The sequence below is a fragment of the Phyllobacterium sp. genome (assembly GCF_037994425.1).
GTDB lineage: Bacteria > Pseudomonadota > Alphaproteobacteria > Rhizobiales > Rhizobiaceae > Phyllobacterium.
The window spans coordinates 1-15,649 of the sequence record NZ_JBBNAM010000105.1 but is presented as its reverse complement, the minus strand read 5'-3'; the positions used below and the strand labels follow the sequence as shown (position 1 = coordinate 15,649).

The 15,649-nt window shown below is 58.9% G+C and carries 19 protein-coding genes and 1 pseudogene; 12 read left to right on the top strand and 8 right to left on the bottom strand.

Annotated elements, in window-relative coordinates:
- Positions 1–41: 41 nt before the first annotated feature.
- The 4 genes from cimA to cysS all read right to left on the bottom strand — a co-directional run bounded on the left by cimA (position 42) and on the right by cysS (position 4,148).
- The gene (cimA, locus tag AAAB35_RS07365) at positions 42–1,655 is read right to left on the bottom strand and encodes a citramalate synthase (RefSeq protein ID WP_340667567.1); all 1,614 of its coding nucleotides are present in this window, start codon (positions 1,653–1,655) and stop codon (positions 42–44) included.
- Entirely contained in the window at positions 1,652–2,155 is a 504-nt protein-coding gene (locus AAAB35_RS07360) for a GFA family protein (protein WP_340667566.1), read from the bottom strand. The genes cimA and AAAB35_RS07360 overlap by 4 nt, the downstream gene beginning before the upstream one ends.
- A complete protein-coding gene (locus AAAB35_RS07355; RefSeq protein ID WP_340667565.1) occupies positions 2,152–2,565 on the bottom strand; it encodes a DUF559 domain-containing protein in 414 nt (137 codons plus the stop codon). Before AAAB35_RS07355 ends, AAAB35_RS07360 begins: the two co-directional genes overlap by 4 nt.
- A gap of 134 nt (positions 2,566–2,699) precedes the next feature.
- Positions 2,700–4,148 (bottom strand): cysteine--tRNA ligase, encoded by a 1,449-nt coding sequence (gene cysS, locus AAAB35_RS07350; RefSeq protein ID WP_340667564.1) that lies wholly within the window; start codon positions 4,146–4,148, stop codon positions 2,700–2,702.
- Between the two features lie 385 nt (positions 4,149–4,533).
- Between cysS and AAAB35_RS07345 the strand changes: the two genes are divergently transcribed.
- Positions 4,534–4,701 carry a hypothetical protein gene (locus tag AAAB35_RS07345; protein WP_340667563.1) on the top strand — a complete coding sequence of 56 codons (168 nt, stop codon included), beginning with the start codon at positions 4,534–4,536 and terminating at the stop codon, positions 4,699–4,701.
- Here AAAB35_RS07345 and AAAB35_RS07340 read toward each other — a convergent pair.
- Positions 4,678–5,292, bottom strand: a complete 615-nt coding sequence (locus tag AAAB35_RS07340) for a LysE/ArgO family amino acid transporter (RefSeq protein ID WP_340667561.1) — start codon at positions 5,290–5,292, stop codon at positions 4,678–4,680. The two genes, AAAB35_RS07345 and AAAB35_RS07340, sit on opposite strands and share 24 nt — an antisense overlap.
- Positions 5,293–5,328: 36 nt before the next feature.
- A complete protein-coding gene (locus AAAB35_RS07335; RefSeq protein WP_340667610.1) occupies positions 5,329–6,096 on the bottom strand; it encodes an SOS response-associated peptidase in 768 nt (255 codons plus the stop codon).
- A gap of 96 nt (positions 6,097–6,192) precedes the next feature.
- Here AAAB35_RS07335 and AAAB35_RS07330 point away from each other — a divergent pair, with 96 nt between their 5' ends.
- The 4 genes from AAAB35_RS07330 (at position 6,193) to AAAB35_RS07315 (ending at position 8,543) form a co-directional block, all read left to right on the top strand.
- Entirely contained in the window at positions 6,193–6,624 is a 432-nt protein-coding gene (locus AAAB35_RS07330) for an NUDIX domain-containing protein (protein WP_340667560.1), read from the top strand.
- Positions 6,625–6,724: 100 nt separating this feature from the next.
- Complete coding sequence (locus AAAB35_RS07325) at positions 6,725–7,075, top strand: TIGR02301 family protein (protein WP_340667609.1); 351 nt, start codon at positions 6,725–6,727, stop codon at positions 7,073–7,075.
- A gap of 395 nt (positions 7,076–7,470) precedes the next feature.
- Entirely contained in the window at positions 7,471–7,728 is a 258-nt protein-coding gene (locus tag AAAB35_RS07320; RefSeq protein ID WP_340667559.1) for a hypothetical protein, read from the top strand.
- A gap of 14 nt (positions 7,729–7,742) precedes the next feature.
- The gene (locus AAAB35_RS07315) at positions 7,743–8,543 is read left to right on the top strand and encodes a hypothetical protein (protein WP_340667558.1); all 801 of its coding nucleotides are present in this window, start codon (positions 7,743–7,745) and stop codon (positions 8,541–8,543) included.
- A gap of 136 nt (positions 8,544–8,679) precedes the next feature.
- On the opposite strand, the gene AAAB35_RS07310 is transcribed toward AAAB35_RS07315, so the two are convergent.
- On the bottom strand, positions 8,680–9,315 hold the full coding sequence (locus AAAB35_RS07310; RefSeq protein ID WP_340667608.1) for a VOC family protein: 636 nt from the start codon (positions 9,313–9,315) through the stop codon (positions 8,680–8,682).
- 274 nt (positions 9,316–9,589) lie between these two features.
- Here AAAB35_RS07310 and AAAB35_RS07305 point away from each other — a divergent pair, with 274 nt between their 5' ends.
- Complete coding sequence (locus AAAB35_RS07305; protein ID WP_340667607.1) at positions 9,590–10,048, top strand: carboxymuconolactone decarboxylase family protein; 459 nt, start codon at positions 9,590–9,592, stop codon at positions 10,046–10,048.
- Positions 10,029–10,925, top strand: a complete 897-nt coding sequence (locus AAAB35_RS07300; protein ID WP_340667606.1) for a sigma-70 family RNA polymerase sigma factor — start codon at positions 10,029–10,031, stop codon at positions 10,923–10,925. The genes AAAB35_RS07305 and AAAB35_RS07300 overlap by 20 nt, the downstream gene beginning before the upstream one ends.
- Before the next feature lie 25 nt (positions 10,926–10,950).
- Here the strand turns inward: AAAB35_RS07300 and AAAB35_RS07295 are convergent, their stop codons facing one another.
- Entirely contained in the window at positions 10,951–12,288 is a 1,338-nt protein-coding gene (locus AAAB35_RS07295) for a dihydroorotase (RefSeq protein ID WP_340667557.1), read from the bottom strand.
- Positions 12,289–12,364: 76 nt separating this feature from the next.
- Between AAAB35_RS07295 and AAAB35_RS07290 the strand changes: the two genes are divergently transcribed.
- From AAAB35_RS07290 to AAAB35_RS07270, 5 genes and pseudogenes are all read left to right on the top strand, one after another.
- Positions 12,365–13,216, top strand: coding sequence for a folate-binding protein YgfZ (locus tag AAAB35_RS07290; RefSeq protein WP_340667556.1), 852 nt, complete (start codon positions 12,365–12,367; stop codon positions 13,214–13,216).
- A 14-nt stretch (positions 13,217–13,230) separates the two neighbouring features.
- Positions 13,231–13,869, top strand: a complete 639-nt coding sequence (locus AAAB35_RS07285) for an HD family hydrolase (protein WP_340667555.1) — start codon at positions 13,231–13,233, stop codon at positions 13,867–13,869.
- A 4-nt stretch (positions 13,870–13,873) separates the two neighbouring features.
- Complete coding sequence (locus AAAB35_RS07280; protein ID WP_340667554.1) at positions 13,874–14,395, top strand: tyrosine phosphatase family protein; 522 nt, start codon at positions 13,874–13,876, stop codon at positions 14,393–14,395.
- Complete coding sequence (locus AAAB35_RS07275; RefSeq protein WP_340667553.1) at positions 14,392–15,351, top strand: NAD regulator; 960 nt, start codon at positions 14,392–14,394, stop codon at positions 15,349–15,351. The genes AAAB35_RS07280 and AAAB35_RS07275 overlap by 4 nt, the downstream gene beginning before the upstream one ends.
- Positions 15,352–15,365: 14 nt before the next feature.
- A pseudogene (locus AAAB35_RS07270) lies at positions 15,366–15,649 on the top strand (cupin); the annotation flags it as partial.

Here is a 15,649-nt window from a genome sequence, read left to right as displayed (position 1 = left end):
TGTTTTTTGCGGCATTTCGCGCAAAATATGGGCGATTTCGGCTATTCTGCCGCGATTTTGCCGGCCAGATCGCGATTTTTCATCAGTTTATAGACGATGGAATCCATCAGCGCCTGGAAGGAAGCGTCGATGATGTTGTCGGAAACACCCACCGTCCACCAGCGCGCATTGCTCGAATCCGTCGACTCGATCAGAACTCGCGTGATGGCTTCCGTGCCGCCATTGAGGATACGAACCTTGAAGTCGGCCAGCACCAGATCGTCGATCTCATTCTGATAGCGGCCCATATCCTTGCGCAGCGCAAGGTCGAGCGCATTGACAGGACCATGGCCCTCCGCCACCGACATGCGGGCCTCGCCGTCGATCTCGACCTTCACCACAGCCTCGGAAACCGTCTTGATATTGCCATTGGCATCGAAGCGGCGTTCGACCATGCAGCGGAAGGATTCGACGGTGAAGAACTCGGGGATGGTCCCGAGCGTTCGCCGCGCGAGAAGCTCGAAACTGGCGTCGGCGCCCTCATAGGCATAGCCTTCCGCCTCGTGTTCCTTGACGAGTGCAATCAGCGTATCGAGCCGCGGATCGGACTTTGCCACGGTGATCCCGCGCCGCTCCAATTCGTTGATGAAGTTGGATTTACCACCCTGGTCAGAGACCATCACCTTGCGGCGGTTACCGACTGTCTCGGGCGGAACGTGTTCGTAAGTCGCCGGCTCCTTGATCAGCGCCGAAGCGTGAATCCCGGCCTTGGTCGCAAAGGCGGAGGTTCCGACAAAGGCGCCTTGCGGATTGGGCGCCCGGTTGAGCAATTCATCAAAGCTGCGCGACAGGCGCGAAAGTCCCTGCAGCTTTTCCACGCTTATGCCGGTCTCGAAGCGATCCGACCAGGCGGGCTTCAGCATCAGCGTGGGGATGATCGTGACGAGATTGGCATTGCCGCAGCGCTCGCCGATACCGTTGAGCGTGCCTTGCACATGGCGCACGCCGGCGTCGATCGCCGCCAGCGAGTTGGCGACCGCCTGCTCCGTGTCGTTGTGCGCGTGAATGCCGAGGTGATCGCCGGGGATCGACTTCGTTACCTCGCGCACGATTGTCGCCACTTCAGCCGGTTGCGTGCCGCCATTGGTATCGCAGAGCACGACCCAGCGCGCACCGGCTTCATATGCCGTCTGCGCACAGGCGAGCGCATAGGCGGGATTGGCCTTGTACCCATCAAAAAAATGCTCGCAGTCGACGATCGCTTCCTTGCCGGCTGCGATCGCTGCTTTAACGGACGCGTCGATGCTCGCAAGGTTTTCCTCGTTCGTGCAGCCCAGCGCCACCCGGACGTGATAGTCCCAGCTCTTGCCGACGAAGCAGACGGTATCGGCGGCGGACCGAACGAGCGCCGTGACGCCCGGATCGTTGGAGGCGGAGACCCCTGCCCGTTTTGTCATGCCAAAAGCCGCGAACTTTGCGCGCTTGGTGCGCTTTTCGCTGAAGAATGCCGTGTCGGTCGGGTTGGCGCCAGGATAGCCGCCCTCGACATAGTCGAAGCCGAAATCATCGAGCAGGGTGGCGATGACCTTCTTGTCTTCGACGGAAAAATCGATGCCCGGCGTCTGCTGGCCGTCGCGCAATGTCGTGTCGAAGAGGTAGATGCGTTCCTTGGTCACTTGCTCGCTTCCCCATGCCCCGCCGGCGGCCACTGGTCAGTGTCATGGTCGGGGTGCTGATAGGATATCATTGTTTTTAGGAATTCCGCCGATTCCGGATCGCCTTCCGAGGTGTAGCCAGGGAGAGAGCCAAGGTCATCGACATAGGGCAACTTGCCTTCGAGACCCCATTGCACGACCGGCGCGAGTTCCTCCGGATGATCGAAAGCCCCGATCGCCAGCGCTATACTGTCGGGCGCTTCATAGGTAAGCGGCGTTCCGCATTCGGCACAGAAGCCGCGCTTGACGTGATTGGACGATTGATAGCGCTTGGGTTCACCGCGCGTCCATTGGAAATGGGTGTCCCGCACGGATGCAAGCGGCGCCGAAAAATTGCCGAACGCCTTCTGGCACATCCGGCAATGACAGATGGACGTATCGTCTACCTTGCCCTCGACGCGAAAGCGGATCGCGCCGCACTGACACCCCCCGGTATAAATCGGTTTGTTGTCGAGGCTCATGGGCGGGACTCCGGTAAAAGGAACGGCGTTAGCGCTTCCACAAGTTCGACGTCGATAGCTTCTTCCGCGAAAATTACGTCATTGTTATCGAAGCGCATGATGCGGAAACCTTGGCCGCTTAGGAACAAATCCCGCCGCTCGTCGTGTTTCATTCCAGCGTCGGAGGCATGCGAGTCACCGTCAACTTCGACGATAATCCGCGCCGACAACCAAGCAAAATCGGCAATGTATGGACCAACCGGCGTCTCGCGGCGAAACCGCGCGCCACGACGACGAAAACTACGGAGCAGGTTCCATATACGATACTCGGCATTTGTCAGTTGCCGGCGAAGGGCTTTGGCGCGAGTACGTGTTTTGGGCTCGATGTTGCTATGGGGCATGAATGACCCTCCCGGCTGCTGCGCAGCCACCCTCCCCACAAGGGGGAGGGAAAGAACCGTTGCCGCCTCTCGTTCAAAGCGGCAGAGCTCAGCAAATTTGGACGCCCTTTCCCTCCCCCTTGTGGGGAGGGTGGCTGCGCAGCAGCGGGGAGGGGTGTTGTCCATCACCGCTTCACCTCCCAAGTGGTGACCCGCTCGCCCGTTTGCGGGTCCTTGCCGTCCTTGAGCTGAATGCCTTGCTCCAGAAGTTCGGCGCGAATGCGGTCAGCCTCAGCAAAGCTCTTGGTGGCAAGCAAGGCCAGCCGGTCGGCGACCTTGGCCTCGATCTCGCCCGCAAGCTCGGAAGAGACCGTCTCGGCCTTCAAATCGAAGCCGAGCAGCGCGAATGTCGCCCGGTAATCGGCAGGATCGACAGAGCGCGAGCGCCTGGCGGAAGACAGCCAGTTGATCAGGCTTGGTGTTGCAAGATCGTCAGACAAGAGGGCGATCGCCTCCTCCGGGATCGTGCCGAATTCGGCATCGCCCACAAATTCGCGCGCCTTGGCAAGAATGTTTTCCGCCTCCTCGAGTCGGCTGACGCTGAAATCGATCGGCTCGCGATAATTGGTCATGAGCATGGCAAGGCGCAAAACGTCGCCCGGCCACTTGCGTCCGCCGAATGTCTCAGTTTCGAGCAGTTCGTTGATGGTGACGAAGTTACCGAGGCTCTTTGCCATCTTCTGGCCCTCGACCTGCAGGAAGCCATTGTGCATCCACACATTGGCCATGCGGTCCGTGCCGAGAGCGCAGCAGGATTGTGCAATCTCGTTCTCATGATGCGGAAAAACGAGGTCGATGCCACCGGCATGAATGTCGAAGACATTCTTCTGCGGATCGTCGCATTGCAGCCCGCCGCCGAATGGCTCGAGCAACTTGGCCATCGACATGGCGGAGCATTCTATGTGCCAGCCGGGGCGGCCAAAACCGGCGATGCCAGCAGGCGAAGGCCAGCCGGGCTCACCTTCCTTCGAAGGCTTCCATAGAACAAAATCCATCTCGTCGCGCTTGTAGGACGCAACGTCGACGCGCGCCCCAGCGAGCATGTCGTCAGCAGAACGGCGGGCCAGCATACCGTAACGCGGCCCCTTGGCGGCGTTCATGGCCGAGGGTGAAAACAGGACATGGCCGTCGGCGACATAGGCAACGCCAAGTTCGACGAGACGGTCGATCATGGCCACCATTTCGGCGATATATTCCGTTGCCCGCGGCTGCGACGAGGGCTGCAGATTGCCGAGTGCGGCGACGTCGGCCTGAAACTGGCGGTTCGTCGTTTCGGTTACCCTGCGGATCGCCTCATTAAGTGGAAGGTCAGGAAAATCCCGTGCAGCGCGCGCATTGATCTTGTCGTCAACGTCGGTGATGTTGCGCACATAGGTGACGTGGTCTTCGCCATAGATGTGACGCAGCAACCGGAACAGAACGTCGAAGACGATCACCGGTCGGGCATTGCCGATATGCGCATAGTCGTAGACGGTCGGGCCGCAGGCATACACGCGCACGTTTATCGGATCGATCGGCACGAAGACTTCCTTCGTGCGGGTGAGCGTATTGTAGAGGCTCAGTGGGTGCGGCATGGCGGTCTGCTCAAAAATTCGGGTTTCGACATCAAACGCATATCATCCACTGGTCTGGCGACCGGAGCGTTTCACATCTTTACTGAATTTTGAGACGAAAACGGCCGGGCCAGCACAGTGCTAGCTGATAATGATCCGACAGCTAATAATGATCATGGCGGGCAACGTTTTCATGGCGGCATTTATGGTCGACTGCGGGCCAATCGTCAAGCGCATCGCGGCAAAACCAGAGTGTTGCATTATTGCCTGCTTCCTCGTGGTTAATCCAAATTAACCGAATAGCCCAAAATCCTCCCGGAAAGTGCCTTTTTTCCGGCCCATTTGACCGGGAATCCTGTGTTCTTAAACTAAAGGGGAATAGGCCCCGCGTAACAGGACCAGACCCATGAACAACGTCAAGCAAACGGCAACACCGCGCGAAAACGCCCGTGCCGAGAACCTCGTCTCCAAATACAACGCAATCGGCCCGGCTGCGATCCTCGCAGCAGTGCTCAGCACGGTCCGCAAGCGCCCACAGCTGAAGCTTGCTTCAATTGTGCAGGAAACGGACTAACAGACTCGTTGCAATGCCGGCCATGACCAGGCCGATGAGTACATCGAGTACCCGCCAGGCAGCAGGTTTGGCGAAGATCGGTTGCAGCAGCCTCGCGCCATAGCCGAGGCTGAAGAACCAGATGAAGGAAGCGAGCGCCGCGCCGATGCCATAGGCCGCGCGGTTGACGCCCTCGAAGCGGGCCGACAGCCCTCCGAGTAGGACCACGGTGTCGAGATAGACGTGCGGATTGAGGAAGGTCAGCGCGAGCACAGTGCCGACGGCAGCCTTTAGCGAGCTTCCACCAGAACCCTCCGCGCGCAAAGCCTCAGGATGAAAGGCGCGCCGGAATGCAACGGAAGCGTACCAGAAGAGGAACGCCGCGCCGCCGAGCGTGACGAAGGAAATCAGCTTTGGCGACTGCGCAATCAGTGTGCCGAGACCGGCAACGCCCGCCGCAATGAGCAGCGCATCCGACAAAGCGCAAATGAAGGTGAGGATAAAAACATGTTCGCGCAGAAGACCCTGCCGCAGGATATAGGCGTTTTGCGCGCCGATCGCGATGATAAGCGACGCGCCAAGGAGAAAACCGGAAAGAGCGGCTGAAAACATTTGGTCGGTGTCCTGAAGTGCGCTTGGGCGTTTGCCCTAAAAGAGTTTCATCTGGGCGTCTGACTGCGGCGGTTTCGAACGCGCCGGTTTCTTGCGTTCGCCTTCCGACGCCTCTTCAACGCGATCCTGAATTTCCGGCCCCGTATTTTCGAACTTGTTGACTTTGTCGGATATGGGGATTGCCTCGAAAAGGTCCTCCGGTGCCGGCTTGAGCAGGTCCGCAACATGGCGCGGTTCCTGCGTCTTGCAATCCAGCCAGCGGGAAAAATCCTTCTGTTCGATCACAACCGGCATGCGGTCGTGGATGAACCGCAGATTTTCGCTGGCGTCGGTCGTGAGGATCGCGCCAGTATCCATCTCCGAACCTTCGGCGTTCGCCCAGGGTTCGTAGAGACCGGCAAAAGCGACGATGCCGCCGTCGCGGGGTCGCACCCAATAGGCTTGCGCCTTCCGGTCGCCGCTGCGGCGCCACTCGTAGAAGCCTGAAGCCGGGATCAGCGCACGGCGGTGGCGCATCGCAGCCTTGAACGACGCTTTTTCGATTGCCGTCTCGGCGCGGGCATTGATCATCAGAGGATAATTTGCCGTGTCTTTGACCCAGCCCGGTATAAATCCCCATCGCACCAGAAGGGCGCGCCGGTTCGGTCGGTTGCTGCCGGGCGGCGGCGTCTCTCCACTGACGACCATGAGGATAGCTTGGGTCGGCGCGATGTTGTAGCGCGGCGGAAAATCCTCAAGCTCCATCAGATCGAACCATGCTTCGATCTCGTCAGGTGTACCGAGGAGCGAAAAACGTCCGCACATGCAAGAGGCCTTCAATGACAGCGGCGATCTTCCCGATTTGCGGGCAGCCGTCAAGGCGACCTTGCCAAAGGCATCGTCGCCGCTTACCCCTGAAATATGGATCAAGTTCCCCTTTCCGCGACCGTCGACGGCGTTTCTGCAGTTTGCATACGCGACAAGGCGTTCCTGCTCGTCGAGCGCGGCCGCGAGCCATCGAAGGGCTGGCTCGCCTTTCCGGGCGGTCGCCGTGAGGAAGGCGAGACGCCGCAAGCAGCCGCGATCCGCGAGCTCTTCGAAGAGACCGGCATGATCGCGCACGACGTCACCTACTTAACGACGTACACGTTCGACTATTCGACGCCCGAGTTTCCGTCGCCAAAAGCGTTCCGCCTCGCGGTGTTCCTTGCGCATGACGCAACCGGCGAGGCAATCGCCGCAGACGACGCTGCATCAGTGCACTGGCTGCGTGCCGACGAGATGGCCGCTTACGATGTAACCGAAAGTGTACTTGAGGTTGTACATGCCCTCGCCTCCTCCTTTGAAAGTTGAGGGTATCAGCGTTAGCGCCTTGAAGGCGCCTTGCTTTCGGGCAACATGTTCGCGAAGGCGAACAGGGGCTTGGGGACATTTCGTGCGGCGAGCAGCATTGATCACAGCGTTTCTTGCGGCCCTTGCCAATGCTACGCCTGCCCATGCCGTCGACCCGCTTTATGAGGCGAAGCTCCTGCGTCTTGCCGAGGTGCTTGGATCGATCCATTCGCTGCGCAATCTCTGCGGTGAAAACAGTAGCCAATGGCGAGATCGCATGGATTCGCTGCTTCTGGCAGAGAATCCCGATCCGGCGCGCAGGGCGCGTCTCATCGCCAGTTTCAACCGCGGTTACCGTACGTTCAACGAGACTTATTCGACTTGCACCAGCCAGGCGATTGCGGCGATTGACCGCTACCAGGCCGAAGGAATGAAACTCTCAGCCGAAATCGTGTCCGGTTATGGAAACTAGCATTCGTTGATGACCTTGGATATCCGATAGAAATCAATCAATCGCTTGAAACCAGGCGCCGCCCCGTGTGGTCTGGCGGGCTACAGAAACGAACTTGAGTCAGGCTGCGACGATGTGACATGCTCCCTTTCTCGCTTGTCCAGCGTACATCCCGGAACAAATTCGTAGGCATAGGTAGGTGTTGCTCGCAAAAGCGTGTTCTAAGTTGCTGTAAACACGTATTTTCCTTGCCGTTGCGCTAGTAGCGCTGGAACTCGTAGTGGCAATAAGGGCACAATAGTGCCTTAAATTAACTATGCTTTAACTGTTGAAGCCGATCGGCCGCTTTTTAGACAAAACCTATGATATTGTTTAGCGGCGTTTTAAGAATTGGCTCCGGCCAAGGACGGTATATCATGAACATGACATCGACGGACCTTGATAGGTTGGTTGCAGAAGAAAAAAAACTGGTTGCGATCGAATATCAGAATGAAGTCTGGGCAGATGGCACGCTTGAGGGTATCGAACCGGAAATCATGGCCGAGGCAGCATTCGCAACCGCTTTGACGGAATTGATCCGCGACAATGGCGAAACCACCGCTCTGACCTTGCTTGACGCGCTGCGTGAACGTATTTCCGCGGGTGAATTTTCCACGAATCGCGTTCTCCAGTAACGCCCGGTGATCCAATGCTTGAGAAGCACTTTTCCGCGCCCGCGATTGCCCGCGCATTTGTTATCGCCGCCGCTTCCTGTGCTTTCAGCCTTCCCGTTGCAGCCGCCAGTCGCGAACCTATCCAGCTTGCCTTGAGCGAACTGAAAAAAGAAGAGCTTCCAAAGCCTCCGGAGCATGCCAGCCCCGACGCGGCGCAAAAGCCGGCTGGCGAGACGCCGGCCCCGCCTGCCGCGACTGATAAACCGGCGACTCCGGATGACGGCGATACGGAACCCCCTTCCGCCAATGACGGTGCGGTTGTCCCCGACAGCAGTATCGCCATGCCGAACGCCAAGGAAGGAGCCGCCGCCGCGCAGGTCGAATACGACCTCAGCAAGCTGCCCTTCCCTGTCCGCAAAATGCACGAACTTATTCTGACCGCGGCGAAGTCCGGCAATATCGAGGCGCTGCGGCCGCTGATCGGCTCGGGCGATGACGTCACCATGCTCTCGCTGACCGAGGTCGAAGGTGATCCGCTCGCATATCTGAAGTCTCTAGCGGGCGATCCCGACGGCATGGAGATACTTGCCATCCTCGTCGATGTGCTCGAGTCCGGCTATGTCCATCTTGATGCCGGTACGCCTGACGAGCTCTATGTCTGGCCTTATTTCTTCGCCTATCCGCTCGACAAGCTAGATGCGAAGCAGAAGGTCGAACTCTTCCAGATCGTCACGGCGGGCGACTATGACGAGATGAAGCAGTTCGGGACCTATGTGTTCTACCGCCTTGGAATCACACCCAAAGGCCGCTGGCGCTTCTTTGTCACGGGCGACTGAAGCCTTTATCTCCCAAACTTTTTTATCGCCGTACCCGGGTTTGACCGGGGGATCCAATTTGGAATGGCAGCCGCACTAGATCCCTCGGACCAAGCCCGAGGATGACGGCCGTGCAGACGAAAGGGAAACGGTAGCGTTAGCCCTCGCCGGCAAATGCAATCAGGTTCCCATCCGGATCTTCAACGATGAACGCGCGGGCGCCCCATGGCTCGGATTTCAATGTCTGGTGGAACGTGACGCCCGCTTGCTGGAACTCAAGATACAGCGGCTTCGCGTCGTCGAGCACGAAAGTTGCCGAAAGCGCATCGTGTTCCCTCGCTCGAAAGGCGTGATCCAACACCGGCCCGTCGACCTTTCGCAGATTCAAGCGGCCTGCATCTCGGAAAACCTGTGCGTAGAACGCTGGCTCTCCGTAAATGAATGCAACGGCAAATCCCAATTTCTGGACGTAGAAGGCGCAGGATGCCTCAACGTCGGAAACGAAGAGTTGCGGTTCCGCCGCGACGATGATGGATGCTCTGGGCGAATTTGCTGATGCTGCCATGGTGTTGATTCCTTTGATCAGCGCCGGCCAATTCTCAAATCCGGATCGCCTGGCGACGAGTTCCTGAGCATCGCTGAGCTTGAAGTCCAGCTCCAGGATTTCTCTGTCCGACAGGTTGCTGAGCCGCTGCAGGAACAATCTGATCTGCGCTGCGACGGGATAGTACTTCTCCCGATGCCAGCGCAGGTAAAGCTTGGCTTGCTTTTTGAGATTCTCGATATTCGGCATGGGCGCGCTACGGTTGAGATGATCGTAGGCGGGCAATGCCCCTCCGACCCCATGAGCCGACGCGTCCTACAGCAGCAAAGCCAAGGTAAGGTGGCCGATTGCACGCGTCAAGAAGGGCCGGCAATCAGGTTTCGGATGCCATCAATCGGCACCTTGCACGTTCCTGCCGCCAATGATTCGCCTGTCCGCGAAAAAAAATCAGACTGATGTCACACGGGACGACGCCGTCTCGTCTTGTGTTCAAGCAACGGAATGCCGCACAAGGAGATCAATGATGAAACCGAGACTGAACCCTTATAATCACGACGCGATCAAGCCTATGCTCGAGATGGAGAAAAGCGTCGTCAGCAGCGGGCTTGAAATGAGCCTCATCGAGCTCGTGAAGATGCGCGCATCGCAGATCAATGGCTGTGCTTTCTGCCTCGATATGCATTCGAAGGACGCGCGCAAGCGGGGTGAGACCGAACAGCGCCTCTATTTGCTGGACGCATGGCGGGAATCGCCGCTCTACAGCGAGCGCGAGCGTGCTGCCCTCGCCTGGACCGAGGCCTTGACGTTGATTGCCAAGACCCACGCGCCGGATAGTGTCTACGAAGAATTGAAGACCCAGTTCACCGAAGAGGAGATCGTCAAACTGAGCATGTTGATCGTGACCATCAACGGCTGGAACCGGCTCGCCATCGGCTTCCGCTCGGTGCATCCGGTATCGAAAGATAGTGCCGCAGCAGCCTGACAACGCGACCACAACGTTCAACCGCCTTCGGCCGCGACTGATCCGCATCGCCTATCGCATGCTCGGATCGGTCGCGGAGGCGGAGGATATTGTGCAGGAGGGCTTCATTCGCTGGCACCAGGCGGATCGTTCTGAAGTGCGCAGCGAAGAAGCCTTTCTGGTTCGCATTGTCACCAGACTTTGCCTCGACCACCTTAAGTCGGCACGCGTTCGAAGGGAGACCTACGTGGGGAGTTGGTTGCCTGAACCCATATTCGATCCGAGCGAGGAAGAAACGGACGCCGATATCACGATGACGTTGATGATGGCGCTGGAACGGCTATCGCCGCTCGAGCGGGCGGCGTTTCTGCTTCACGACGTTTTCGGCCAGGACTTCAATCAGGTGGCGGAAGCGATCGGCCGCGACCCGGCAACGTGTCGCCAGCTTGCGAGCCGCGCCCGTACCCATGTCCAGCAGGCAAAGCCCCGTTTCCCGGTCTCCGACGAACAGGGCAAAAACATCGCCCAGGCGTTTTACAACGCATCGCGCAGCGGTGACATGCAGGCATTGCAGGCGCTCCTTGCGGACGATGTCGTCATGTATGCCGATGGCGGGGGCAACCGTACCTCTACGATCAATCCCATCTATACGATGGCGAAGGTCTGGCGCTTCTTCGATGGTATTGGCCGCCGTGCCAGCTATAAGTTTCCGCCTCTCTTGTATGAAGGGATGATTGACGGTCTTCCCGGATTCGTAACAACCGAGTTCGATGGCCTTCCGCAAACGACGGCGCTCGAAATCGAGGACGGCAAGATCAAGACGATCTATATTGTCCGCAATCCGGAGAAACTTCGCCACCTGCAGTTCGCACAATCAACACCCGGCGGTAGCGCTTGACGCTGCTACCACGATTGCCTGGGATTTATCTGCCCTGAGGCAACGCCTCCCCGAAGAGGACGGGTTCGCCCATTGATGGATTGACGATTTCGCCTTCCCACATAACCCTGTTGCCACGCACGATCGTGCCGACCGGCCAGCCGGTAACGATCTTGCCATCATAGGGCGTCCAGCCCGCCTTGGAGCCTACGATCGCATTGGTGATCGTTTCGCGCCGCTTCATGTCGACAATGGTGAGGTCAGCGTCGTAGCCGACGGCGATGCGGCCTTTTCTCGCCATGCCAAACAGCCTGTTAGGACCGTGCGAGGTCAGATCGACGAAACGCTCGATGGACATCCTGCCTTCATTCACGTGATCGAGCATGATTGGCACCAGCGTCTGAACGCCGGTCATGCCGGATGGCGAGGCCGGATAGGGCTTCAACTTCTCGTCCAGCGTGTGCGGCGCATGGTCGGAGCCGAGGACATCGACGATCCCCTGCGTGATGCCTGACCAGACGCCGTCACGGTGGCGCGCGTCGCGTACCGGCGGATTCATCTGCAGAAGTGTTCCGAGCGTCGCGTACTGGCTCGCATCAAGGGTCAGGTGGTGCGGCGTCGCCTCGCAGCTTGCCACATCCTTGTGATCCTTGAGGAACTCGATCTCTTCGGCCGTCGAAATGTGCAATACGTGGATACGCGCCCGCGTTTCCCGCGCAATGCGCACCAGACGTTCCGTGCACTTGAGCGCTGCAATTTCGTCACGCCATACTGGATGGGACGCGGGATCGCCAGGAATGCGCAGGTTTTCACGCTCGCGCAGGCGGAACTCGTCCTCGGAATGAAAAGCGGCGCGCCGGCGGGTATTCCTGAGGATCGAGCGAACGCCTTCGTCGTCTTCGACCAAGAGGTCGCCGGTTGACGAGCCCATGAAAACCTTGATGCCGGCCGCACCCGGCAGGCGCTCCAACTCGGGCACATGGTCGGCGTTGTCGCGCGTACCCCCGACCCAGAAGGCGAAATCGCAATGCATGCGATGATGGCCGCGCCTGACCTTGTCCTCGAGCGTCTCGGTCGACGTCGTCAGCGGCTTGGTGTTCGGCATTTCGAACACCGCCGTGACGCCGCCAAGGACAGCGGAGCGCGAGCCACTTTCCAGATCCTCCTTGTGCTCGAGACCCGGTTCGCGGAAGTGCACCTGGCTGTCGACGACACCGGGGAGAATATGCAGCCCGGTCGCGTCGACGATCTCACCTGCGGACGCATGGCCGAGATTACCGATGCCGGCAATCCGTCCATTGGTAACGCCGATATCGCGCAGGCCGACGCCATCCTGGTTCACCACAAAACCGCTTCGATAAATCGTGTCGAACGTCTGCACCATTTGCTTTCCAATCCAGCCTTGCGAACCTGTTCCCAGCGAATTAGGTAACAGGGATGCGAAAGGCAAGGATAATACAATGCCATCGGCAAGATTAAATGGACGCGCCCTCCTCAAGGTTACCGGCGATGACGCGGAAGATTTTCTCCAGAACATTATCACGACCGATCTAGATATGCTCGATCGAGGCGATTTGAGGCCGGGCGCACTGCTCAGCCCCCAGGGAAAAATCCTCTTCGAATTCCTTGTCTCGCGAACCGGCAACGGCCTGCGGCTTGATCTTAATGCGTCGTCGGTTGACGAACTTTTGAAACGCCTCATCCTCTATCGGTTGCGGGCCAAGGTGCAGTTTGCCGTGGATACAGAGTCGTTTGTCGCGGTTTCCTGGGACGGTGATTCAGTTGCCTCCGAACTCGATTCAACGCTGGCTGACCGGCGTTTCCCCGCGGAGCTAAAGGTGAGCCGCCACTATGGCAGCACATCGGATGTTAGCGCCAATAACGACGCATGGGACGCGCTGCGTATCGCTTACGGCGTCGCGGAGGCGCCAATCGACTATTCGCTCGGCGATGCATTTCCCCACGATATCAATTTCGACCAGACGGGCGGCGTTTCGTTCAAGAAGGGTTGTTTCGTCGGTCAGGAAGTCGTCTCCCGCATGCAGCATCGCGGTACCGCCCGGCGGCGAGTTCTGGTTGCTACCGGAGCAGCGGCGCTTCCCGTGCCAGGCACTTCTGTTACGGCGGATGGCCGCGAGATAGGAACATTGGGCAGTGTGGTGGATAGCATCGGGCTCGCGCTCGTCCGCATCGACCGGGTCAAGGATGCGATGGATAAAGGCACGCCCATAATGGCAGGAGATGTTGCTCTCGACCTTGCCATTCCCCCCGAACACCGCTTTACATTTCCCGTAACGACGCAGGAAGCGTGATCGGGAATTTTTTGATGCCGGCGAAGCCGCAAACAGAGAGCGCAAAGCGAACCGAACTCAGGGCCTGGCAACGCATGCTGTCGGGGCGCAGGCTTGATCTGCTCGATCCATCCCCGCTTGACATCGAAATCGAGGACATTGCCCAAGGATTGGCGCGCGTTGCCAGATGGAATGGGCAGACGGTCGGCGACCATGCATTTTCGGTAGCGCAGCACTCGCTGCTGGTCGAAGAGCTTTTCGGGAGAATCATGCCGGAGGCGACGACGGAACAGCGTCTAATCGCGCTTCTGCACGATGCACCCGAATATGTGATCGGCGACATGATCTCACCTTTCAAGGCGGTGGTCGGCGGCGATTACAAGAGCGTCGAGCTTCGCCTGCAGCATGCCATTCACGTACGTTTTGCGCTTGCGCCGGTCATTCATCAGAATCTACGTTTGCTGATCAAGCGCGCCGATGCGGTTGCCGCGTATTTCGAGGCGACGCGGCTTGCCGGATTTGCTGAGAAAGAGGCCGTGCAATTCTTCGGTCGGCCGCGCGGTATCAACCCACAGGGCATCGATGTGACGGCACTGGCGACGGAAAATGTTCAAGATGCTTTTCTGCAACGTTTTGCCGAACTTGACGGGCAACGTTCACAAGACCGAGGTTAATAAAATGCCGCATATTGTTGTTTCGCCCCTATCCCGCATCGCCGAGTCTGCAATCCGATTCGGTGCGCGCGATATGGTCACGCTGATCAATACCGGCACTCCAGTGATGCGCCCCACCGAGATCGAAGAAGCTCGGCATCTCTTCCTCGGCTTCAACGACATTATAGAGCCGGCCGAGGGAATGACCTTGCCTGCAGTCGACCATGTCGACCAGCTCCTGGTGTTCGGCAAACGATGGGATCGGAAGGCGCCGCTGCTTATTCATTGCTTTGCCGGCATCTCGCGCTCGACTGCTGCCGCATACATCACGGCGCTGGCGCTCAACCCGGCGCTGGACGAGGTGAAGTTGGCGCAGACGCTGCGCCGCAACGCGCCTTCAGCGACGCCGAACAGCCGCCTCATCGCACTTGCCGACGACATGCTCGGACGCAGGGGCCGCATGGTCGATGCCGTCAAGGCGATTGGGCGCGGCGAAGAAGCGTTCGAGGGTACCCCTTTCATCCTTCCATTGAGCAATACCATATGACGGGCACACCCAACGCGGTCGAGATCAATTTAAGCGCGGCGATTGCGGCCGTCGCAAAAAACGACCCATTGATCCTCACCACACCGTCCAGCGACGACGTGGAACGCGATGAACTGCCATTCGGCCCCTTCAATCCCTTGGAGCACCGGACCCTTGAGACGGGGCTGCGCGCCTGGGTTGCAGAGCTGACTCCATTGCGGCTTGGTTATGTCGAGCAACTCTATACGTTTGGCGATCGGGGCCGGAACAAAACCGCCGAAGATCGGCATCTTCACATCGTTTCCGTAGGCTATCTCGCCCTCACGCGAATTACCGGCGACAACAAGGAAGCCTTGCGCAAGTCCGGCGCGCGCTGGCGCAGCTGGTATTCGTTTCTCCCCTGGGAAGATTGGCGCGTCGGGAAGCCTGCATTAATCGACGAGACCATTCGGCCCGCCCTGCGCAGCTGGGCTGAAAGCGGCGGCATTCCCGCGCGCCTGAGCCGGCTGCGGCTCGCCTTTGGTGAAGATGGCATAGCTTGGGACGAGGAGCGCGTGCTCGAGCGGTATGAACTTCTCTACGAAGCGGGTTTGATCGAGGAAGTTGTCCGTGATGGCCGTACCAACGATACCGGCCTGTCGCGCCCACTTGGAGTTCCGATGAGCTTTGATCACCGGCGTATCCTCGCAACAGCCATTGCGCGGCTCCGGGCAAAGCTGAAATACCGGCCGGTCGTCTTCGAACTGATGCCCTCCACCTTTACACTGACCGCATTGCAGGAGACGGTCGAGGCGATTTCCGGCCGCCACCTGCACAAGCAGAATTTCCGTCGCCTGGTCGAAACCACGGAACTGGTGGAGCCGACCGGCGCCGAGCAATCGCAACCACGAGGACGGCCTGCAGCCCTCTACCGCTTCCGGCACAATGTCCTCGAAGAGCGGAGTGTGGCAGGCCTACGGGTTGGCGGAAGAACATAGGCAGGGAGAGAACCATGAGCGAGAAACCAGCGGCGATGAACGCGGACGGTGTTTCCGAGCCGTTTGCAGCTGAAGACGTTCCCTGGGAGGGGTGGTCCGAAGGTAGCCGATACGGCACGCGCTTCCGCTATCTTTCGGGACATGGCGGCGCGACCCATGTTGGCGTGGCGCTTGAAGAGCTCGAGCCCCGAATGGAGTCGAGCCTCAACCACTATCACATGCTCGAAGAAGAGCAGGCCTTCGTCCTCGCGGGCGAGATGACATTGCGGCTCGGCGGGAAGACCTACCTCATGAAGAC

What these genes read in the sequence shown, in the direction of transcription:
- AAAB35_RS07320 (WP_340667559.1), top strand. Translation starts at nt 7,471, where the DNA reads ATGAACATGACATCGACGGACCTTGATAGGTTGGTTGCAGAAGAAAAA.
- cysS (WP_340667564.1), bottom strand. Translation starts at nt 4,148, where the DNA reads ATGCCGCACCCACTGAGCCTCTACAATACGCTCACCCGCACGAAGGAA.
- AAAB35_RS07340 (WP_340667561.1), bottom strand. Translation starts at nt 5,292, where the DNA reads ATGTTTTCAGCCGCTCTTTCCGGTTTTCTCCTTGGCGCGTCGCTTATC.
- AAAB35_RS07310 (WP_340667608.1), bottom strand. Translation starts at nt 9,315, where the DNA reads ATGCCGAATATCGAGAATCTCAAAAAGCAAGCCAAGCTTTACCTGCGC.
- AAAB35_RS07305 (WP_340667607.1), top strand. Translation starts at nt 9,590, where the DNA reads ATGAAACCGAGACTGAACCCTTATAATCACGACGCGATCAAGCCTATG.
- AAAB35_RS07330 (WP_340667560.1), top strand. Translation starts at nt 6,193, where the DNA reads ATGGATCAAGTTCCCCTTTCCGCGACCGTCGACGGCGTTTCTGCAGTT.
- AAAB35_RS07345 (WP_340667563.1), top strand. Translation starts at nt 4,534, where the DNA reads ATGAACAACGTCAAGCAAACGGCAACACCGCGCGAAAACGCCCGTGCC.
- AAAB35_RS07335 (WP_340667610.1), bottom strand. Translation starts at nt 6,096, where the DNA reads ATGTGCGGACGTTTTTCGCTCCTCGGTACACCTGACGAGATCGAAGCA.
- AAAB35_RS07295 (WP_340667557.1), bottom strand. Translation starts at nt 12,288, where the DNA reads ATGGTGCAGACGTTCGACACGATTTATCGAAGCGGTTTTGTGGTGAAC.
- AAAB35_RS07290 (WP_340667556.1), top strand. Translation starts at nt 12,365, where the DNA reads ATGCCATCGGCAAGATTAAATGGACGCGCCCTCCTCAAGGTTACCGGC.
- AAAB35_RS07360 (WP_340667566.1), bottom strand. Translation starts at nt 2,155, where the DNA reads ATGAGCCTCGACAACAAACCGATTTATACCGGGGGGTGTCAGTGCGGC.
- AAAB35_RS07285 (WP_340667555.1), top strand. Translation starts at nt 13,231, where the DNA reads ATGCCGGCGAAGCCGCAAACAGAGAGCGCAAAGCGAACCGAACTCAGG.
- AAAB35_RS07315 (WP_340667558.1), top strand. Translation starts at nt 7,743, where the DNA reads ATGCTTGAGAAGCACTTTTCCGCGCCCGCGATTGCCCGCGCATTTGTT.
- AAAB35_RS07275 (WP_340667553.1), top strand. Translation starts at nt 14,392, where the DNA reads ATGACGGGCACACCCAACGCGGTCGAGATCAATTTAAGCGCGGCGATT.
- AAAB35_RS07280 (WP_340667554.1), top strand. Translation starts at nt 13,874, where the DNA reads ATGCCGCATATTGTTGTTTCGCCCCTATCCCGCATCGCCGAGTCTGCA.